This window comes from Streptomyces sp. NPDC030245 (genome assembly GCF_055572995.1).
This window is the reverse complement of sequence record NZ_JBVICF010000006.1, coordinates 38,984-53,488: the sequence shown is the minus strand read 5'-3', so window position 1 is coordinate 53,488 and position 14,505 is coordinate 38,984. Positions and strand designations below refer to the sequence as shown.

Below are 14,505 nucleotides of genomic sequence, written 5' to 3'. Positions count from 1 at the left end.
ATCTGTGTGAGCTGTCCTCGTACCGAGGTGTGGCATACACGGATTTCGCCGCCGATCTGCGATGAGGCCCGACCCGTCGCCCGGCACGGCGCTGACCTGGCCGTTCGCCGCGTTCGCTCGTCGATCGCGCGGAATCCGGTGTGCGGAATATGCGACTCCGCTCGTGATGGATGCCGTCTGAGCGGCAAACATCGACGTACGGACCTTGTCGAATGGGTGGCCAGGAAGCCCGGAAGGGGTGATCATGAGAAGTCCAGAGCGCACTTCCCATGAGGAGGCACGGGTGGCCGAGACTCTGAAGAAGGGCAGCCGGGTGACCGGCGCCGCGCGCGACAAGCTCGCGGCAGACCTGAAGAAGAAGTACGACGGCGGTGCGAGCATCCGGGCGTTGGCCGAGGAGACCGGCCGCTCGTACGGGTTCGTGCACCGCATGCTCAGCGAATCGGGTGTCACGCTGCGGGGACGCGGCGGGGCGACGCGAGGCAAGAAGGCCGCCGCCGGCTGACGGCGGCGACACTCAGTACCGGTGGTCCAGTGGTGGCCACCCGGTCGGTCGGCTGATCGACCGGGTGGTTACTGTGCAGTCACTTACGGGCGCTCCAGCGCGTCCGGCCCGACCGCACCCACTCGGAGGCACCCATGGCTTCGTCCGACAGCGAGCTCGCACCGGTTCTCGACAAGGACGGCGTACGCCTCACCATCGACGAGGCCGTCGCCACGGTGACGCTGACCAATCCGGCCAAGCGCAACGCCCAATCTCCCGCGCTGTGGAGGGCGTTGACCGAGGCAGGTCAGCTGCTGCCCGGCAGTGTCCGCGTCGTGGTGCTGCGCGGCGAGGGCAAGTCCTTCTCCGCGGGCCTCGACCGGCAGGCGTTCACGCCCGAGGGCTTCGACGGCGAGCCGTCCTTCATCGATCTCGCACGCGGTGAGGACGGCGTCCTCGACGCCACGATCAGCGAGTACCAAGAGGCCTTCACTTGGTGGCGGCGGAGCGACATCGTCTCCATCGCCGCCGTCCAGGGCCACGCCATCGGCGCCGGCTTCCAGCTCGCGCTCGCCTGCGACCTGCGGATCGCGGCGGACGACGTGCAGTTCGCCATGCGCGAGACCAGCCTGGGCCTCGTCCCCGACCTCACCGGCACACACCCGCTGGTCGGGCTCGTCGGCTACGCCCGCGCACTGGAGATCTGCGCCACCGGCCGCTTCGTCCACGCCGACGAGGCCGAGCGGGTCGGCCTCGCCAACCTCGTCGTACCCGCCGACCAGCTCGACGCCGCCGCCAAGGACCTGGCCGCCGCGCTCGTCGCCGCGCCGCGCGACGCCGTCATCGAGACCAAGGCGCTGCTCCAGGGCGCGACCGGCCGCTCCTACGAGGAGCAGCGCGTCGCCGAGCGCGCCGCGCAGGGCCGCCGACTGCGCGACCTCGCGGGCCTCGGCGACTGACGCGCCCCGCACGCCACCTACCCCACGTCGGTCACCAGCACGGCCACCGAAGGGTGGTCGGGCAGGGCGGCGCCGACCGCCGCGCGGACCGCGAGCGCCACGTCCAGGGCGCGGTGGCCGCGGTCCGTCGCGATCTCCACACGCGCGTGGCGGCGCGGCAGCGTGTCCGTCGCGGGGCGCTGCTCCAGGTGCACGGCCCCGCCGAGCGCCCCGAGTACGCCGGTCAGCCGGGCCACCCCGGGCACCGCCAGGGCCGCCCGCCCGGCGCGCGCCTCGTCCGTGTCGTCGGCGGTGGCGGCGTCATCGGCGGCGGTGGCGCCGGCCCCCGGCCGCGGGTCTTCTTCCGGGTGTACGCCCCCGGGGTCCGCGCCCGCGTCGAGCAGGGCCGTCACCCGCAGATCCACCTCTTCCACCACCAGACCGAGCCGGTCCGCCGCCGCTCCGGCCAGCGCGGCGCGCAGCCGGTCCGCCACCGCGGGCAGGGAATCGCCGACGGCGGCGGCGAAGTCCGCGGTGATCCGCAGCGGCCCCGGCGGCAGCGCGCTCGGCGGTGCCGGTACGGCCGCGACGTACACCCTCCGCGTTCTCTCCGGACGCGCGGGCGCGATGCGGACCGTGCCGAGCCGCGCCCCGGCAACCCCGTCAGCCATCTGGCGCAACGCGCCCTGCGCCGCGGATTCCGTCACCCACGCGCCGTCCGCCGCACCGCCCAGCGGCAGTACCCGGCCGAGCCGCAGCTGCCGCCGTACCGCCTGCGTCCAACCCTCGCCCGTCATGGCTCCACCCTGCCGCATCCCGGGCGCGCGGGCGCGGGGCCGCGCTTAATGTGAGCGGAGAAGCAGCACTCCACGGATCAGCTCCCCTTTCGAAAGGAACGGGACGATGAGCGACACCGGACAGCGGAACGCGTCTCAGACGCTGCACAAGGACTCCCCGAAGGAGAGCGCGGCGAAGTCCGCGCCAGGACGGGGCGGCGGTGACCCCGGCGGCCGGGGCCGCACCACCATCGCGGACGGCGTCGTCGAGAAGATCGCCGGGCTCGCCGCGCGCGACGTGGAGGGCGTGCACGCGATGGGCGGCGGCCTCGCGCGGACCTTCGGCGCCGTGCGCGACCGGGTCCCCGGCGGCTCGAAGTCCGTGTCGCGCGGCGTGAAGGCCGAGGTCGGCGAGGTGCAGACCGCGCTCGACCTGGAGATCGTCGTCGAGTACGGCGTACCGATCGCGGACGTCGCGCAGGACGTGCGGGAGAACGTGATCGCGGCCGTCGAGCGCATGACCGGGCTCGAGGTCGTCGAGGTCAACATCGCGGTGAGCGATGTGAAGCTGCCGGACGAGGACGACGAAGAGCCGCAGGGACGCCTTCAGTAGCACGTCCCGCCGGGCGATCCGCAGGCATCCAAGCGAGCGATCCAAAGGCATCCAAGCGATCCACAGGCATTCAGAAGGAGCGCACGATGAGCATGGCCGTGATCGGCATGGTGGCCGGAATGGCTCTGGGCTTCGCCGGGTACTTCGGCGGATTCGGGGCGTTCCTCCTGGTGGCCGCCCTGGGCGCCATCGGTTTCGTGGCCGGGCGGTTCCTGGAGGGGGACCTGGAGCCCGGCGACCTCTTCCGCGGCCGCGGCGACCGGGGGCGGTGAGCGGTGGCGGCGCAGGTCGCACCCGGCGAGCGCGGCGCGACCCGGATCGCCGACCGCGTCGTCGCGAAGATCGCCGCACGGGCGGCACGTGAGGCGGTGGACGCGGTCCCGCCCGACGGCCCGCCGCCACGCGCCACGGTCTCCGTCCGCCACGAGTCCGCCCGGATCCGCGTCAGCGTCGAGCTGGACTACCCCTGCGACATCGGCGGGCAGTGCGGCGCGGTGCGTCGCCAAGTCGCCGAGCGGGTGAGGGAGTTGGCGGGGATGGAGGTGCCCGAGGTGGCCGTCCAGGTGGAGCGGCTGCACTCGGCGCAGGTCCGCGCGGCGGCACAGGGGAGGATCCGATGAGCGAACCGCACGCGGACGGCACCCGACCGCTGCCCGTCCTCGAACAGGAGGACGAACCGGACCGGGCGGCCTCCGCGAACGCCCACCAGCCGCCGCCCACGCTCTCCGGCGACGAGAAGGCCCCCCGCTTCTGGTCGCGCCGACGGGTGCCCGCGGCCCTCCTCGCCCTGCTGGTCGTCGGCGGCACCGGGCTGCTCCTCTACGACGTCGTCGCCGTCCGGGCCGACCACCCCGCGATGTGCTGGCGCCGCGACCTGGCCCACGAGCTCGGCCGGCGGCCCCTCGACGACACCGCCGTGCTCGCCGGGGCCGCCCTGGCCGCCCTCGTCGGGATCTGGCTCCTCGTGCTCGCCGTGACCCCCGGGCAGCGCGGCCTCCTGCCGATGCGGCGCACCCACCCGGACGCGCGTGCGGGCCTGTACCGCGGCGCCGCCGCCACGGTGCTGCGCGACCGCGCCATGGACGTACCCGGCGTGCAGTCCGTGCGGGTCCGCGTGAAGCGCTCCAAGGTGGACGTGCGCGCGGTCTCGCACTTCCGCGAACTCGACGACGTACGCGGCGACCTGGACGACACGATGGCCGACGGCATCCGCGAGCTGGGCCTCGCGCGCACCCCCGGCCTCGACGTCCGGGTGGCCCGGCCCGGCAGAAAGGCGTGAGCGCGATGCTGCGCACGGTCAACCGCGTACTCCTCGCCCTCGCCGGGCTCGTGCTGCTCGTCCTCGGCGGCTCCGTGCTCGCCGTCGGACTCGGCGTGTCGCCCCCGTCGTGGTGGATCCACGACGGCCGGCACGATGTGCTGGTCAGCGCCGCCGACCGGACGCGCTGGCGGGACGAGGGATGGTTCTGGCCCGTGGTCATCGCCGCCCTCGCCGTCCTGCTGCTGCTCTCCCTGTGGTGGCTCTCCGCGCAGCTGCGCAGGCGCCGCCTCGCGGAGGTCCTGGTGGAGACCGGGGACGGCGAGGGCGCGCTGCTGCGCGGCCGGGCCGTGGAGAGCGTGCTGGCCGCCGAGGCGGAGACGCTGGACGGCGTCGAGCGCGCCCACGCCGTCCTGACCGGCCGACGCGGCGCGCCCCGGGCCCGCGTGGACGCGGTCCTCGCCCCGCACGCCGCCCCGTCCGACGTCCTCCACGAGCTCGCCGCCCGGCCCCTGGCCCACGCCCGGGAGTCGGCGGGCCTGCGGAGCCTGCCCACGACGGTGCGCCTGCGGGCCCGCAAGCACCAAGCGGAACGCGTGAGCTGACGGGCGCCGGGTCAGAAGCCCGCCCGGGCACCGCCGTCCACCGGGACCATGATCCCCGTCAGGTAGGACGCGGCGGGGGAGAGCAGGAAGGCGGCTGTGCGGCCGAACTCCTGGGGGGTGCCGTAGCGCCGCAGGGGGATGGCCGACTCGTTCGCGGCGCGGGTGGCCGCCGGGTCGGGGGAGAGGCCGTCGAGCTGGCGCATGCGGTCGGTGCCGATCCGGCCGGGGAGGACGCCGACGACGCGGATGCCTCGCGGGCCGAGCTCGTCCGCGAGGGACTTGGCGAAGCCGGCGAGTCCGGGCCGCAGGCCGTTCGAGATCGTCAGGCCCGCGATCGGCTCGTACACCGACCCGGAGAGCACGAAGCCGATGACGCCGCCCTCGCCGAGCCGCGCGGCCGCCGCGCGGGCGAGCCGCACGGCGCCGAGGAAGACCGACTCGAACGCCGCCTGCCACTGCTCGTCGGTGTTGTCCGCGACGAAGCCGGGGGCGGGGCCGCCGACGCTGATCAGCACGCCGTCGAAGCCGCCGAAGTGCTCACGGGCCGCGGCGATCAGGGTGTCCGCGGCGGCGGGGTCGGCGTTGTCGGCGGCCACGCCCACCGCGTTCGGGCCGAGCTCGGCGGCCGCCTCGGCGACGGTCTTCTCGTCGCGGCCGGTGACGACGACCTTCGCGCCGTCCGCGACCAGTTCCCGCGCGGTGGCGTTGCCGAGGCCACGGGTGGCGCCGGTGACTACGTAGACACGGTCCTTCAGTCCAAGATCCATGGCCCCTATCCTCCCGCGTCCGCCCCGTGGAGCGCGAGGGCCGTATTGACCAGGCCGATGTGGCTGAATGCCTGCGGGAAGTTGCCCAGCTGCCGGCGCGACGCGGGGTCGTACTCCTCCGCGAGGAGCCCCACGTCGTTGCGGAGCGCGAGCAGGCGGTCGAACAGGGCGCGTGCCTCCTCGGTGCGGCCCGTCATGTGCAGCGCGTCGGCGAGCCAGAACGAGCAGGCGAGGAAGGTGGCCTCGCCGCCCGGCAGCCCGTCGATGCGCCGCTCGTCCGCGCTGTACCGCCGAACGAACCCGTCGCGGCCCAGCTCCCGGTGGATCGCGTCCACCGTGCCGACGACGCGCGGATCGTCCGGCGGCAGGAACCCCACGCGGGGGATGAGCAGGAGGGACGCGTCCAGCTCGGCGGAGCCGTAGAACTGCGTGAACGTGTTGCGCTCGGCGTCGTACCCGCGCTCGCACACCTCCCGGTGCACCTCGTCGCGCATCTTGCGCCAGCGCTCGACGTCCCCGAGGTTGTCGGCCAGGCCGGGATCCTCCTCCAGCGCCCGCACGGTCCGGTCGGCGGCGACCCACGCCATCACCTTCGAGTGCACGAAGTGCCGGCGCGGACCGCGGACCTCCCACAGGCCCTCGTCCGGCTCGCGCCACTTCTCCTCCAGGAACTCCAGCATGCACCGCTGGAGGTTCCAGGCGTGCGGACGAGGGGCCAGGCCCTTCGCGCGGGCCATCGTGAGGGAGTCGATGACCTCGCCGTACACGTCGAGCTGCAACTGGTTCACGGCGTCGTTGCCGATGCGCACCGGGGCCGAGTCCTCGTACCCGCCGAGCCACGGCACCTCGTACTCGGGAAGCCGCCGCTCACCGCATATCCCGTACATGATCTGGAGGTCGGCGGTGTTGCCGGCGACCGCGCGCAGCAGCCAGTCGCGCCACGCCTCGGCCTCCTCCAGATAGCCGGCCGCGACCAGGGCGCCGAGGGTGAGGGTGGAGTCGCGCAGCCAGGAGTAGCGGTAGTCCCAGTTGCGTACGCCGCCGATCTCCTCGGGCAGGGAGGTGGTGGGGGCGGCCACGATGCCGCCGGTCGGGGCGTAGGTGAGGGCCTTGAGGGTGATGAGGGAGCGTACGACCGCGTCGCGGTGCGGCCCGTCGTAGCGGCAGCGGGCGGTCCACTCCCGCCAGTCGGCGAGGCTGTCGCGCAGCGCCTCATAGGGCTCGACGAGGGTGGGGCGCGGCTCGTGCGAGGGGTGCCAGGTGAGGACGAAGGCCACCTTCTCGCCCGCCTCCACCGTGAACTCGGAGTGCGTGCTGAACCCCTCGCCCCAGGTGCGCACCTCGGGCTCGCTGCGCAGCCACACCGCGTCGGGGCCCGCGACGGCCACGCGGAGCCCGTCGGTCCTGCGCATCCACGGCACGACCGAGCCGTAGTCGAAACGGAGGCGGAGCGTACTGCGGACCGTCACGCTGCCCGTCAGGCCTTCGACGATGCGGACGACATCGGGCGCGCGGTCGCGCTGCGGCATGAAGTCGGTGACGCGGACGGCACCGTCCTCGGTCTCCCACTCCGAGTCGAGCACGAGGGTGCCCGGCCGGTAGGCGCGCCGGGTGCAGGGGCCCGCGTCCGCCGGCGCGATGCGCCAGTGGCCGTTCTCCTCGTCGCCGAGCAGCGCGGCGAAGCAGGCGGCCGAGTCGAACCGGGGCAGGCAGAGCCAGTCCAGAGAGCCGTCCCTGCCGACGAGGGCGGCGGTCTGGAGGTCGCCGATGAGCGCGTAGTCCTCGATGGGGTGATGCACGCAGAACGGCTTCCCGGGATGAGGCCCCGTCAATCTGACCCGGTGCCGCGCGGATGTGCGGGACTCGGGCTCAGGCGTTCGCCGGTGTCGCCTCGGGCGCGGGTGCCGCCGCGGCCGCCGCGCGGTCGCGGCGCTCCCTGCGGACCAGGACCACCCAGCCGACGGGGACGCCGGAGGCGAACAGCCACCACTGGACCGCGTACGCCATGTGCGCGCCGATGCTGCTGTGGTCGGGCTCGCCGATCAGTTCGGGGGAGCCGTCGTCCGGCTCGGGCGAGGTCTGCTCGACGTAACCGCCGAGGACCTGCTTGCCGAGGCTGTCGGCCTGCTGGCCGCTGCTGATCAGCATGATCTGACGGTCCGGCAGGCCGCGGACGTTCTTGATGCCGCTGGCCGCGGACGTTTCGTCGGCCTTGAGGCGGCCGGTGATGGTGATCTCGCCCTTCGGCGGGGCCGGGATCTTGGGGAAGGCGGTCTGCGGGCCGTCGGCCGGGATCCAGCCGCGGTTGACGAGCAGGACCTTGCCGTCCGCGAGGACGAAGGGCGTCAGGACGTGGAAGCCGACCTCGTCGTCGGAGTTGGTGCGGCGCCGCACGACCACCTCGTGCGCCGGGTCGTACGTCCCCTTGGCGCTCACCCGGCGGTACAGGTCCTTCTTGGGCACCTCGTGGCCGGGTGAGGTGAGCTTCTCCGCCGGGACCGGGGCGGCGGCCAGCGCGTCGGAGACCCGCTGGTTCTGCGCGACGCGGTTCTGGTGGCGGTGCAGCTGCCAGAAACCCAGCTCGACCATCACGGGGATGAGGACGAGGGCGATGAGGGTGAGGATCACCCACTGCCGGGTCAGGAGGAAGCGGTACACCCCACGACCGTACCTCTAGGTCCGTGGGGTGCCTGCCCGGGGGTGGGGTCGGTGCCCGCCCGGAGGCGGGGTGGGTCGGACCTTGTCGATGCGGGCCTGGTCAGACCTTGTCGATGATGCCCACCCGCCCCTCCGCGCGCGAGCAGTGGGCGCCGCAGTACCAGTGCCCCTCCACCTCGACGCCCTGGCCGATGATGCGGCACCGGCAGTGCTCGCAGATGGGCGCCATGCGGTGGATGGCGCAGGAGAAGCAGTCGAAGACGTGCACCGCGCCCTGCGCGTGCACTTCGAAGGACATGCCGTAGTCGTTTCCGCAGACCTCGCAACGTGCCATGCGCCACAGGGTGGGTCGCCGCGGCGGTGCGGGGCGAGCGGTCGGCGGGCGAGTCGCCCGCAATCACCCGACTGACGCCCGCGCGGTCACGATTCGGTGGCGGGCGTCACGTCCTGGAGGAGCTGTCCGAACGCCGCCTCGTCGATCACGGGCGTGCCGAACGAGCGGGCCTTGACGGTCTTGGAGGTGCCGGAGTCCGGGTCGTTCGTGACGAGGAGGCTCGTGAGACGGGACACACTCGTCGCGATGTGCAGTCCGGCCTCGACCGCCCGGTCCTCCAGGAGTTCCCGCTCCACGGAGGTGTCTCCCGAAAACGCCACCCGCATGCCCTGCTTGAGTGGTTTGCCCGGTTCGTAACGCCCCGGGTTCGGATACGGGCACGGCGGGCGCTTGCGCGAAGGGCGCCAACTGCCCGGCCGGTACGAGGAGGAGGGCGCGGGTCCCGTCGACTGGCGGACGACGCGCGGCGCGCCGTCGGACCACTCGGTCAGCGGACGGCACTCAAGCAGGGGCAGGCGGACATTGCCGCCCGCCGCCGCGTGCAGGCTCGGGCGGAACGCCTCGGCGAGCACGCGGGCGTCGTCGAGCGCGTTGTGCGCGTGGCGCTGCTCGACGCCGAAGTGCGCGGCCAGGGACTCCAGCTTGTGGTTGGGCAGCGGGAGCGCCAGCTCCTTGGAGAGGGCGATGGTGCACAGGCGTTGGCGCACGGGGGCCTGGCGCTGCGCACGCGCGTACTCCCGGGCGATCATCGACCAGTCGAAGACCGCGTTGTGCGCGACGAGGACGCGGCCGTCCAGGCGCCCCGCGAACTCCTCGGCGATGTCCTTGAAGAGCGGCGCGTCCGCGAGCATCTCGCTGGTGAGCCCGTGGATCCAGACCGGGCCCGGATCGCGCTGGGGGTTGACCAGCGTGTACCAGTGGTCCTCGATCTCGCCCCGCGCGTCCACGCGGTAGACGGCGGCCGACACTATGCGGTCGTCGCGGGCCAGGCCGGTGGTCTCCACGTCGACGACCGCGTACCCCTTGGGATACGCGGGCGGCCAGGGCACTGCGGACGCTGCGGTCGTGCGGTCTTCGAGCATGGTCCATGAGGATACGGGCCGCGACTGACAGTCAGGGTGCCGGTCCGAGAAGCCCGGCCACCAGAGCCTTGACGGAGGTGGCGAAGAGCGCCTCCGCGTCGACGGGTCCGGCCAGCGCGCGGGCGAGCGCGCCGTCCTGCTCGGCCGCCTGCGCCGTCCACAGCTCGTCCTCGCCGGGGTGCTGCTCGGGGGCGCGTTCGCGGTAGCGCTCGACCAGGACGTGGCCGACGACGTGGACCTGGACGGCGCGCACGGCCTCGGCGGCGCGGACGCCGCGCAACCCCGCTTGGTGGATCTCGTGGACGAGGGTCCGCTGGGCGGGCAGGAACATCCGTTCCGTCAGGCCGCGTTCGTGGACCATCGCGACGAGGTGCGGGTGGTCGAGGAGCTGGTGGCGCAAGGCGCGGGCCACGGAGGCGACGCGCTGCGCGGGGGTGCGGCCGGTGGCGCGGATCTCGCCGAGGTCGGCGAGGGTGCGCTCGACGAGGGCGGCCAGGAGCGACTCGCGGTTGCCGACGTGCCAGTAGATCGAGGTGACGGCGGTGCCGAGCTCGGCGGCGAGCGCGCGCATCGTCAGGGCCCGCGGGCCCTGCCGCTTGACGAGGCGCGCGGCCGTGTCGAGAACCTGCTCCCGGTCAAGCTGCGCACGGGACGTCTCTTTACCCTTCACGGGTCCTGTTGTAACTGTGTTACAGAACCGCCGCAAGTCCCGGCCGCGGGCCCGAGTCCGCGCTGACGAAGGGTGGTACGACATGGCACGCATCCGCTACGGAGCGCGCGACGAGGCGGAGATCGCCGCCTCGCGCACCGCGGGTTCCAAGCTTCCCGACATCTGGTCCACGGGCGTGGTGGCCGTCTGGGAGAGCGATCCGGACGTGGTCGCGGCGGTCCTGCCGCCGCCGCTGAAACCCACCGGGCGGCCCCTGGTGCGGGTGAACATCAGCAAGGTCGACCTGCCGGGCTACCCGCTGGGCGCGGGCTCCGTCGCCGTCGCGGCCGAGCACGCGGGAGTGGCGGGCTGGTATCCGCTGGTGATGCCGATGACCCACGAGCGGGCCCTGATCGGCGGGCGGGAGGTCTTCGGCGAGCCGAAGAAGCTCGGCGAGGTGGAGGTCGAGCGCGACGGCCTGGTGGTGCGGGCCCGGCTCGCCCGGCACGGCATCGCGTTCGTGGAGGTGCGCGGCGCGGTCAGCGGCGCCCTGCCGCTGCCGGAGCCGACGCGGAAGACCGACTTCTACTTCAAGTTCCTGCCCGCCGTGGACGGTTCGGGCTTCGACGCGGACCCCGTGCTCGTGCACTGCGTACGGAACGAGAAGGTCCGCAAGCTGGAGGCCGTCACCGGGGACGTCGTGCTGCGCGAGTCGATGTACGACCCCGTGGCCGACCTGCCGATCCGCTCCCTCGTCGAGATCACCATCGGCGAGAAGACCACCGACCAGCAGGGCCGCGTCGTCGAACGCGTCAGCGCCCAGGCACTGCTGCCCTACATCCACCAGCGCTACGACGACCCGGCGCAGATCCTCGACGGGCCGCCAGAGGGGAGCGTCTGAGATGGAGCTGCGTGAGGGGCGGGTCGCCGTCGTCACGGGCGCGGCGAGCGGCATCGGGCTCGCCATGGCGCGGCGGTTCGCGGCGGACGGCCTGACGGTGGTCCTCGCGGACGTCGAGGCCGGTGCCCTGGAGAAGGCCGCGGCGGAACTGCGCGAGGACGGCGCGACCGTGCACGCGCGCGTGGTCGACGTCGGGGTGCGCGAGCAGGTCTTCGCCCTCGCAGAAGAGGCGTACGACAGGTTCGGCGCCGTCCACGTGCTCTGCAACAACGCGGGGGTCGGCTCGGGCGCCGAGGGCCGCATGTGGGAGCACGACCCGAACGACTGGAAGTGGGCCTTCGAAGTCAACGTCTGGGGCGTCTTCCACGGCATCCAGGCCTTCGTGCCCCGGATGATCGCGGGCGGCGAGCCGGGCCACGTCGTCAACACCTCCTCCGGGGACGGCGGTATCGCCCCGCTGCCCACCGCCTCCGTGTACGCCGTCACCAAGGCCGCCGTGGTGACGATGACCGAGTCGCTGTACGCCCATCTGAAGGCGGAGCACGCGCGCGTGGGCGCCTCCGTGCTTTTCCCAGGACCCCACATGCTCCGCACCGGCCTGTGGGAGTCGCACCGCAACCGGCCCGACCGGTACGCCAAGTCCCGCCCCCGCAGGACCCCTTACCGCAGCCTCGGCCAGTGGGAGGCCGCCATGCGGGAGGCGGGCGAGGAGGTGCGGTTCACGCCCGTCGAGGAGGTCGCGGACTTCGTGGCCGAGGGCATCGCCGCCGGCCGTTTCTGGCTGCTCCCGGCGAGCGAGCACAGCGACCGGCAGATCCGGGCGCGGTCGAGGTCGATGCTCGACCGGTCCGACCCCGCGTACCTGGAACGCTTCATCCTGGACTGAGTGAGGGACGTGCCATGACGGACCAGCGGAACGACCCGTACCTGATCATCTCCTCCGACTGCCACGCCGGGCTCCCCACCGAGGAGTACCGGCCCTACCTCGACAGCCGCTTCCACCGGGACTTCGACGCCTTCCTCGGCGAGCGCGGCGCCCGCCGCGAGGAGGCGACCCGGCTCGGCATCCGCAACGACGCGTTCGCCGCCAAGTGGTTCCAGGACAACGAAGAGGGCCTGCGCGGCGGCTGGGACAGCGCGCAGCGCCTCAAGGAACTGGACGGCGACGGAGTGGCCGCCGAGGTCGTCTTCCCCGACGCGGACGCCGTCGACAGCCAGACCGCCGCGCCCTTCGGAGTGGGGCTCGGCCTCTCCGGAGACCAGGACCCGGAGCTCGGCATGGCGGGCGCCCAGGCGCACAACCGCTGGCTGGCCGACTTCGTATCCGAGCATCCCGAGCGGCACTGTGGCGTTGCCCTGTTGCCCGTCACCGGAGAGGTCGACCGCGTCGTCGCCGAGGTGCACCGCGCCAAGGAGTCCGGTCTCGGCGCGCTGATGATCCCCTCCATGTGGGTCGACAAGGCGCCCTACCACGACCGGCGCTACGACCCCGTGTGGGCCGCGGCCGCCGAGTGCGCGATGCCCGTGGTCACCCACTCCGGAGCGGCGCCCCGCCACGAGTACGGCGACCACCTCGGGATCTACGTCTCCGAAGTGACCTGGTGGCCCGCGCGGCCGCTGTGGTTCATGCTCTGGTCCGGCGTCTTCGAACGCCATCCCGGGCTCAGATTCGGCGTCGCGGAGTCCGGCTGCTGGTGGCTGCCGAACCTCCTGTGGTTCATGGACCGCCTCTACCTGGGCGCGCACGGCGGCAAGAAGCTCTCCCCCTTCGAGGAACTGAAGCGCCCGCCGCACGAGTACCTGGACCGGCAGATCTTCGTCTGCGCCACCAACACCAAGCGCCGCGAGCTCGCCCAGCGGTACGAGATCGGCGTCGACAACATCCTCTGGGGCAGCGACTTCCCGCACCCCGAGGGCACCTGGCCCGACACGCGCGCGTGGCTGAGGAAGACCTTCCACGACATCCCGGTCGCGGAGACCCGCCGCATGCTGGGCCTCGCCGCCGCGGAGGTCTTCGGCTTCGACACGGAGAAGCTCGCGCCACTGGCGCGCCGCATCGGCCCCACCCCGGCCGACCTGGGCCAGGACGCCGACCAGAGCGCCGTGGAGGCCTCCTGGGCGCGCTCGCGCGAGGTCGGCCGCCACTGGCTGACCGACCACGACTTCCCGACGCTGGGGGTGACCCGATGACCGGGGACCGCTACACCGTCATCTCCGCGGACTGCCACGCGGGCGCCGATCTCCTCGACTACAGGCCCTACTTGGAGTCGCGCCACCACGACGCGTTCGACGCGTGGGCGGCCACCTACGTCAATCCGTACGAGGACCTCCTCGCCGACACCGCGGACCGCAACTGGAACTCGGACCGCCGCGTCGCCGAGCTCGAAGCGGACGGCATCGTCGCCGAGGTCGTCTTCCCCAACACCATCCCGCCGTTCTTCCCCTCGGCCTCCCTGATGGCCCCACCGCCCACCCGTGAGGAGTTCGAGCGGCGCTGGGCGGGCCTGCGCGCCCACAACCGGTGGCTCGCGGACTTCTGCGCCGCCGCGCCGGGCCGCAGGGCGGGCGTCTTCCAGATCCTCCTCAACGACGTCGACCGGGCGGTCGAGGAGATCCGCCGATCGGTGAAGGCGGGCCTCACCGGAGGCCTGATGCTGCCCGGCACCCCACCGGGCTCCGGTCTGCCCGAGCTCTACTCGTCGACGTACGACCCGATCTGGGCGGCCTGCGCCGAACTGGGCGTGCCGGTCAACCACCACGCGGGCTCGGCCTCACCGCCGCTCGGCGAGGAGCCGGCCGCCCGCGCGGTGTTCATGGTCGAGACGACGTGGTTCTCGCACCGCGCGCTGTGGCACCTCGTCTTCGGCGGGGCCTTCCGCCGCCACCCGGAGCTCAGGCTCGTCCTCACCGAGCAGGGCTCGGGCTGGGTCCCCGGAGTGCTCGACATGCTGGACTACTACCACGGGCGGCTCGTCGCGGCGGCGCGGAGGGCGGGCGGCGCGGGCACGGCCGAGGCGAAGTTCGGCGCGGGTCTCGCCGACGCGATGGGCAAGGGGCCCTCCGAGGTGTGGCGCGACAACTGCTTCGTGGGCGCGAGCTTCATGCGCCCCCACGAGGCGGCCCTGCGCGACCGGATCGGCCTCGACAAGATCATGTGGGGCAGCGACTACCCGCACGACGAGGGCACGTACCCCTACTCGCGCGAAGGGCTCCGCACCGCCTACGCCGGCCTCCCCAGGGAGGAGATCGCGGCCATGGTCGGCGGCAACGCGGCCCGCGTCTACGGCTTCGACCTGGAACGGCTCGGACGCATCGCCGCGCGCGTGGGACCCACGGTCCAGGAACTGGACGAACCCCTCGAGGAGGCCCCCGCCGACGCGACCAGCCCGGTCTTCGCTTCGGGGGCGTCGGTACGGGTCTGGTGAGCGCCTGAGGGCTCG

General features: G+C 73.2%; 18 protein-coding genes. 11 read left to right on the top strand and 7 right to left on the bottom strand.

The genetic code is table 11. The annotated features are described in order from the left end of the window. Nucleotides 1–283 precede the first annotated feature (283 nt). Entirely contained in the window at nt 284–505 is a 222-nt protein-coding gene (locus tag ACZ4Z4_RS17690) for a helix-turn-helix domain-containing protein (protein WP_055550175.1), read from the top strand. Between the two features lie 134 nt (nt 506–639). After that, the gene (locus ACZ4Z4_RS17685) at nt 640–1,443 is read left to right on the top strand and encodes an enoyl-CoA hydratase/isomerase family protein (RefSeq protein ID WP_468327806.1); all 804 of its coding nucleotides are present in this window, start codon (nt 640–642) and stop codon (nt 1,441–1,443) included. Between the two features lie 17 nt (nt 1,444–1,460). Here ACZ4Z4_RS17685 and ACZ4Z4_RS17680 read toward each other — a convergent pair whose 3' ends face one another. Beyond that, nucleotides 1,461–2,219, bottom strand: a complete 759-nt coding sequence (locus ACZ4Z4_RS17680) for a nucleopolyhedrovirus P10 family protein (RefSeq protein WP_468327804.1) — start codon at nt 2,217–2,219, stop codon at nt 1,461–1,463. A 106-nt stretch (nt 2,220–2,325) separates the two neighbouring features. On the opposite strand from ACZ4Z4_RS17680, the gene ACZ4Z4_RS17675 reads away from it, so the two are divergent. From ACZ4Z4_RS17675 to amaP, 5 genes are all read left to right on the top strand, one after another. Further along, entirely contained in the window at nt 2,326–2,811 is a 486-nt protein-coding gene (locus ACZ4Z4_RS17675) for an Asp23/Gls24 family envelope stress response protein (RefSeq protein ID WP_468327802.1), read from the top strand. An 86-nt stretch (nt 2,812–2,897) separates the two neighbouring features. After that, nucleotides 2,898–3,083 carry a hypothetical protein gene (locus ACZ4Z4_RS17670; protein ID WP_362996993.1) on the top strand — a complete coding sequence of 62 codons (186 nt, stop codon included), beginning with the start codon at nt 2,898–2,900 and terminating at the stop codon, nt 3,081–3,083. 3 nt (nt 3,084–3,086) lie between these two features. Next, complete coding sequence (locus ACZ4Z4_RS17665; RefSeq protein ID WP_468327800.1) at nt 3,087–3,431, top strand: Asp23/Gls24 family envelope stress response protein; 345 nt, start codon at nt 3,087–3,089, stop codon at nt 3,429–3,431. Continuing rightward, nucleotides 3,428–4,090: a DUF6286 domain-containing protein gene (locus tag ACZ4Z4_RS17660; RefSeq protein WP_468327798.1), complete on the top strand. Its 663-nt coding sequence runs from the start codon at nt 3,428–3,430 to the stop codon at nt 4,088–4,090. The genes ACZ4Z4_RS17665 and ACZ4Z4_RS17660 overlap by 4 nt, the downstream gene beginning before the upstream one ends. Then, the gene (gene amaP, locus ACZ4Z4_RS17655; RefSeq protein WP_468327796.1) at nt 4,087–4,674 is read left to right on the top strand and encodes an alkaline shock response membrane anchor protein AmaP; all 588 of its coding nucleotides are present in this window, start codon (nt 4,087–4,089) and stop codon (nt 4,672–4,674) included. Before ACZ4Z4_RS17660 ends, amaP begins: the two co-directional genes overlap by 4 nt. An 11-nt stretch (nt 4,675–4,685) precedes the next feature. Here the strand turns inward: amaP and ACZ4Z4_RS17650 are convergent, their stop codons facing one another. The 6 genes from ACZ4Z4_RS17650 to ACZ4Z4_RS17625 form a co-directional block, all read right to left on the bottom strand. Then, complete coding sequence (locus ACZ4Z4_RS17650) at nt 4,686–5,441, bottom strand: SDR family oxidoreductase (protein WP_398307713.1); 756 nt, start codon at nt 5,439–5,441, stop codon at nt 4,686–4,688. A gap of 5 nt (nt 5,442–5,446) precedes the next feature. After that, on the bottom strand, nt 5,447–7,240 hold the full coding sequence (locus ACZ4Z4_RS17645) for a glycoside hydrolase family 15 protein (protein ID WP_468327794.1): 1,794 nt from the start codon (nt 7,238–7,240) through the stop codon (nt 5,447–5,449). A 70-nt stretch (nt 7,241–7,310) separates the two neighbouring features. Further along, nucleotides 7,311–8,099 (bottom strand): SURF1 family cytochrome oxidase biogenesis protein, encoded by a 789-nt coding sequence (locus ACZ4Z4_RS17640; protein ID WP_468327792.1) that lies wholly within the window; start codon nt 8,097–8,099, stop codon nt 7,311–7,313. Nucleotides 8,100–8,199: 100 nt separating this feature from the next. Then, the gene (locus ACZ4Z4_RS17635; RefSeq protein WP_079043687.1) at nt 8,200–8,433 is read right to left on the bottom strand and encodes a hypothetical protein; all 234 of its coding nucleotides are present in this window, start codon (nt 8,431–8,433) and stop codon (nt 8,200–8,202) included. An 86-nt stretch (nt 8,434–8,519) separates the two neighbouring features. Continuing rightward, entirely contained in the window at nt 8,520–9,515 is a 996-nt protein-coding gene (locus ACZ4Z4_RS17630; RefSeq protein ID WP_468327790.1) for a DEDDh family exonuclease, read from the bottom strand. Between the two features lie 31 nt (nt 9,516–9,546). Further along, entirely contained in the window at nt 9,547–10,185 is a 639-nt protein-coding gene (locus ACZ4Z4_RS17625; protein ID WP_468327788.1) for a TetR/AcrR family transcriptional regulator, read from the bottom strand. Nucleotides 10,186–10,267: 82 nt separating this feature from the next. Between ACZ4Z4_RS17625 and ACZ4Z4_RS17620 the strand changes: the two genes are divergently transcribed. The 4 genes from ACZ4Z4_RS17620 to ACZ4Z4_RS17605 are packed head-to-tail and all read left to right on the top strand — an operon-like array spanning nt 10,268 to nt 14,490. Beyond that, nucleotides 10,268–11,065 (top strand): acetoacetate decarboxylase family protein, encoded by a 798-nt coding sequence (locus ACZ4Z4_RS17620; RefSeq protein WP_468327786.1) that lies wholly within the window; start codon nt 10,268–10,270, stop codon nt 11,063–11,065. A gap of 1 nt (nt 11,066) precedes the next feature. After that, on the top strand, nt 11,067–11,951 hold the full coding sequence (locus ACZ4Z4_RS17615) for an SDR family NAD(P)-dependent oxidoreductase (protein WP_468327784.1): 885 nt from the start codon (nt 11,067–11,069) through the stop codon (nt 11,949–11,951). A gap of 14 nt (nt 11,952–11,965) precedes the next feature. Beyond that, nucleotides 11,966–13,255, top strand: a complete 1,290-nt coding sequence (locus tag ACZ4Z4_RS17610; protein WP_468327782.1) for an amidohydrolase family protein — start codon at nt 11,966–11,968, stop codon at nt 13,253–13,255. Beyond that, nucleotides 13,252–14,490, top strand: a complete 1,239-nt coding sequence (locus tag ACZ4Z4_RS17605) for an amidohydrolase family protein (protein WP_468327780.1) — start codon at nt 13,252–13,254, stop codon at nt 14,488–14,490. Before ACZ4Z4_RS17610 ends, ACZ4Z4_RS17605 begins: the two co-directional genes overlap by 4 nt. Nucleotides 14,491–14,505 lie beyond the last annotated feature (15 nt).

What these genes read in the sequence shown, in the direction of transcription:
- ACZ4Z4_RS17685 (WP_468327806.1), top strand. Translation starts at nt 640, where the DNA reads ATGGCTTCGTCCGACAGCGAGCTCGCACCGGTTCTCGACAAGGACGGC.
- ACZ4Z4_RS17680 (WP_468327804.1), bottom strand. Translation starts at nt 2,219, where the DNA reads ATGACGGGCGAGGGTTGGACGCAGGCGGTACGGCGGCAGCTGCGGCTC.
- ACZ4Z4_RS17675 (WP_468327802.1), top strand. Translation starts at nt 2,326, where the DNA reads ATGAGCGACACCGGACAGCGGAACGCGTCTCAGACGCTGCACAAGGAC.
- ACZ4Z4_RS17670 (WP_362996993.1), top strand. Translation starts at nt 2,898, where the DNA reads ATGAGCATGGCCGTGATCGGCATGGTGGCCGGAATGGCTCTGGGCTTC.
- ACZ4Z4_RS17660 (WP_468327798.1), top strand. Translation starts at nt 3,428, where the DNA reads ATGAGCGAACCGCACGCGGACGGCACCCGACCGCTGCCCGTCCTCGAA.
- ACZ4Z4_RS17650 (WP_398307713.1), bottom strand. Translation starts at nt 5,441, where the DNA reads ATGGATCTTGGACTGAAGGACCGTGTCTACGTAGTCACCGGCGCCACC.
- ACZ4Z4_RS17635 (WP_079043687.1), bottom strand. Translation starts at nt 8,433, where the DNA reads ATGGCACGTTGCGAGGTCTGCGGAAACGACTACGGCATGTCCTTCGAA.
- ACZ4Z4_RS17630 (WP_468327790.1), bottom strand. Translation starts at nt 9,515, where the DNA reads ATGCTCGAAGACCGCACGACCGCAGCGTCCGCAGTGCCCTGGCCGCCC.
- ACZ4Z4_RS17620 (WP_468327786.1), top strand. Translation starts at nt 10,268, where the DNA reads ATGGCACGCATCCGCTACGGAGCGCGCGACGAGGCGGAGATCGCCGCC.
- ACZ4Z4_RS17615 (WP_468327784.1), top strand. Translation starts at nt 11,067, where the DNA reads ATGGAGCTGCGTGAGGGGCGGGTCGCCGTCGTCACGGGCGCGGCGAGC.
- ACZ4Z4_RS17610 (WP_468327782.1), top strand. Translation starts at nt 11,966, where the DNA reads ATGACGGACCAGCGGAACGACCCGTACCTGATCATCTCCTCCGACTGC.
- ACZ4Z4_RS17605 (WP_468327780.1), top strand. Translation starts at nt 13,252, where the DNA reads ATGACCGGGGACCGCTACACCGTCATCTCCGCGGACTGCCACGCGGGC.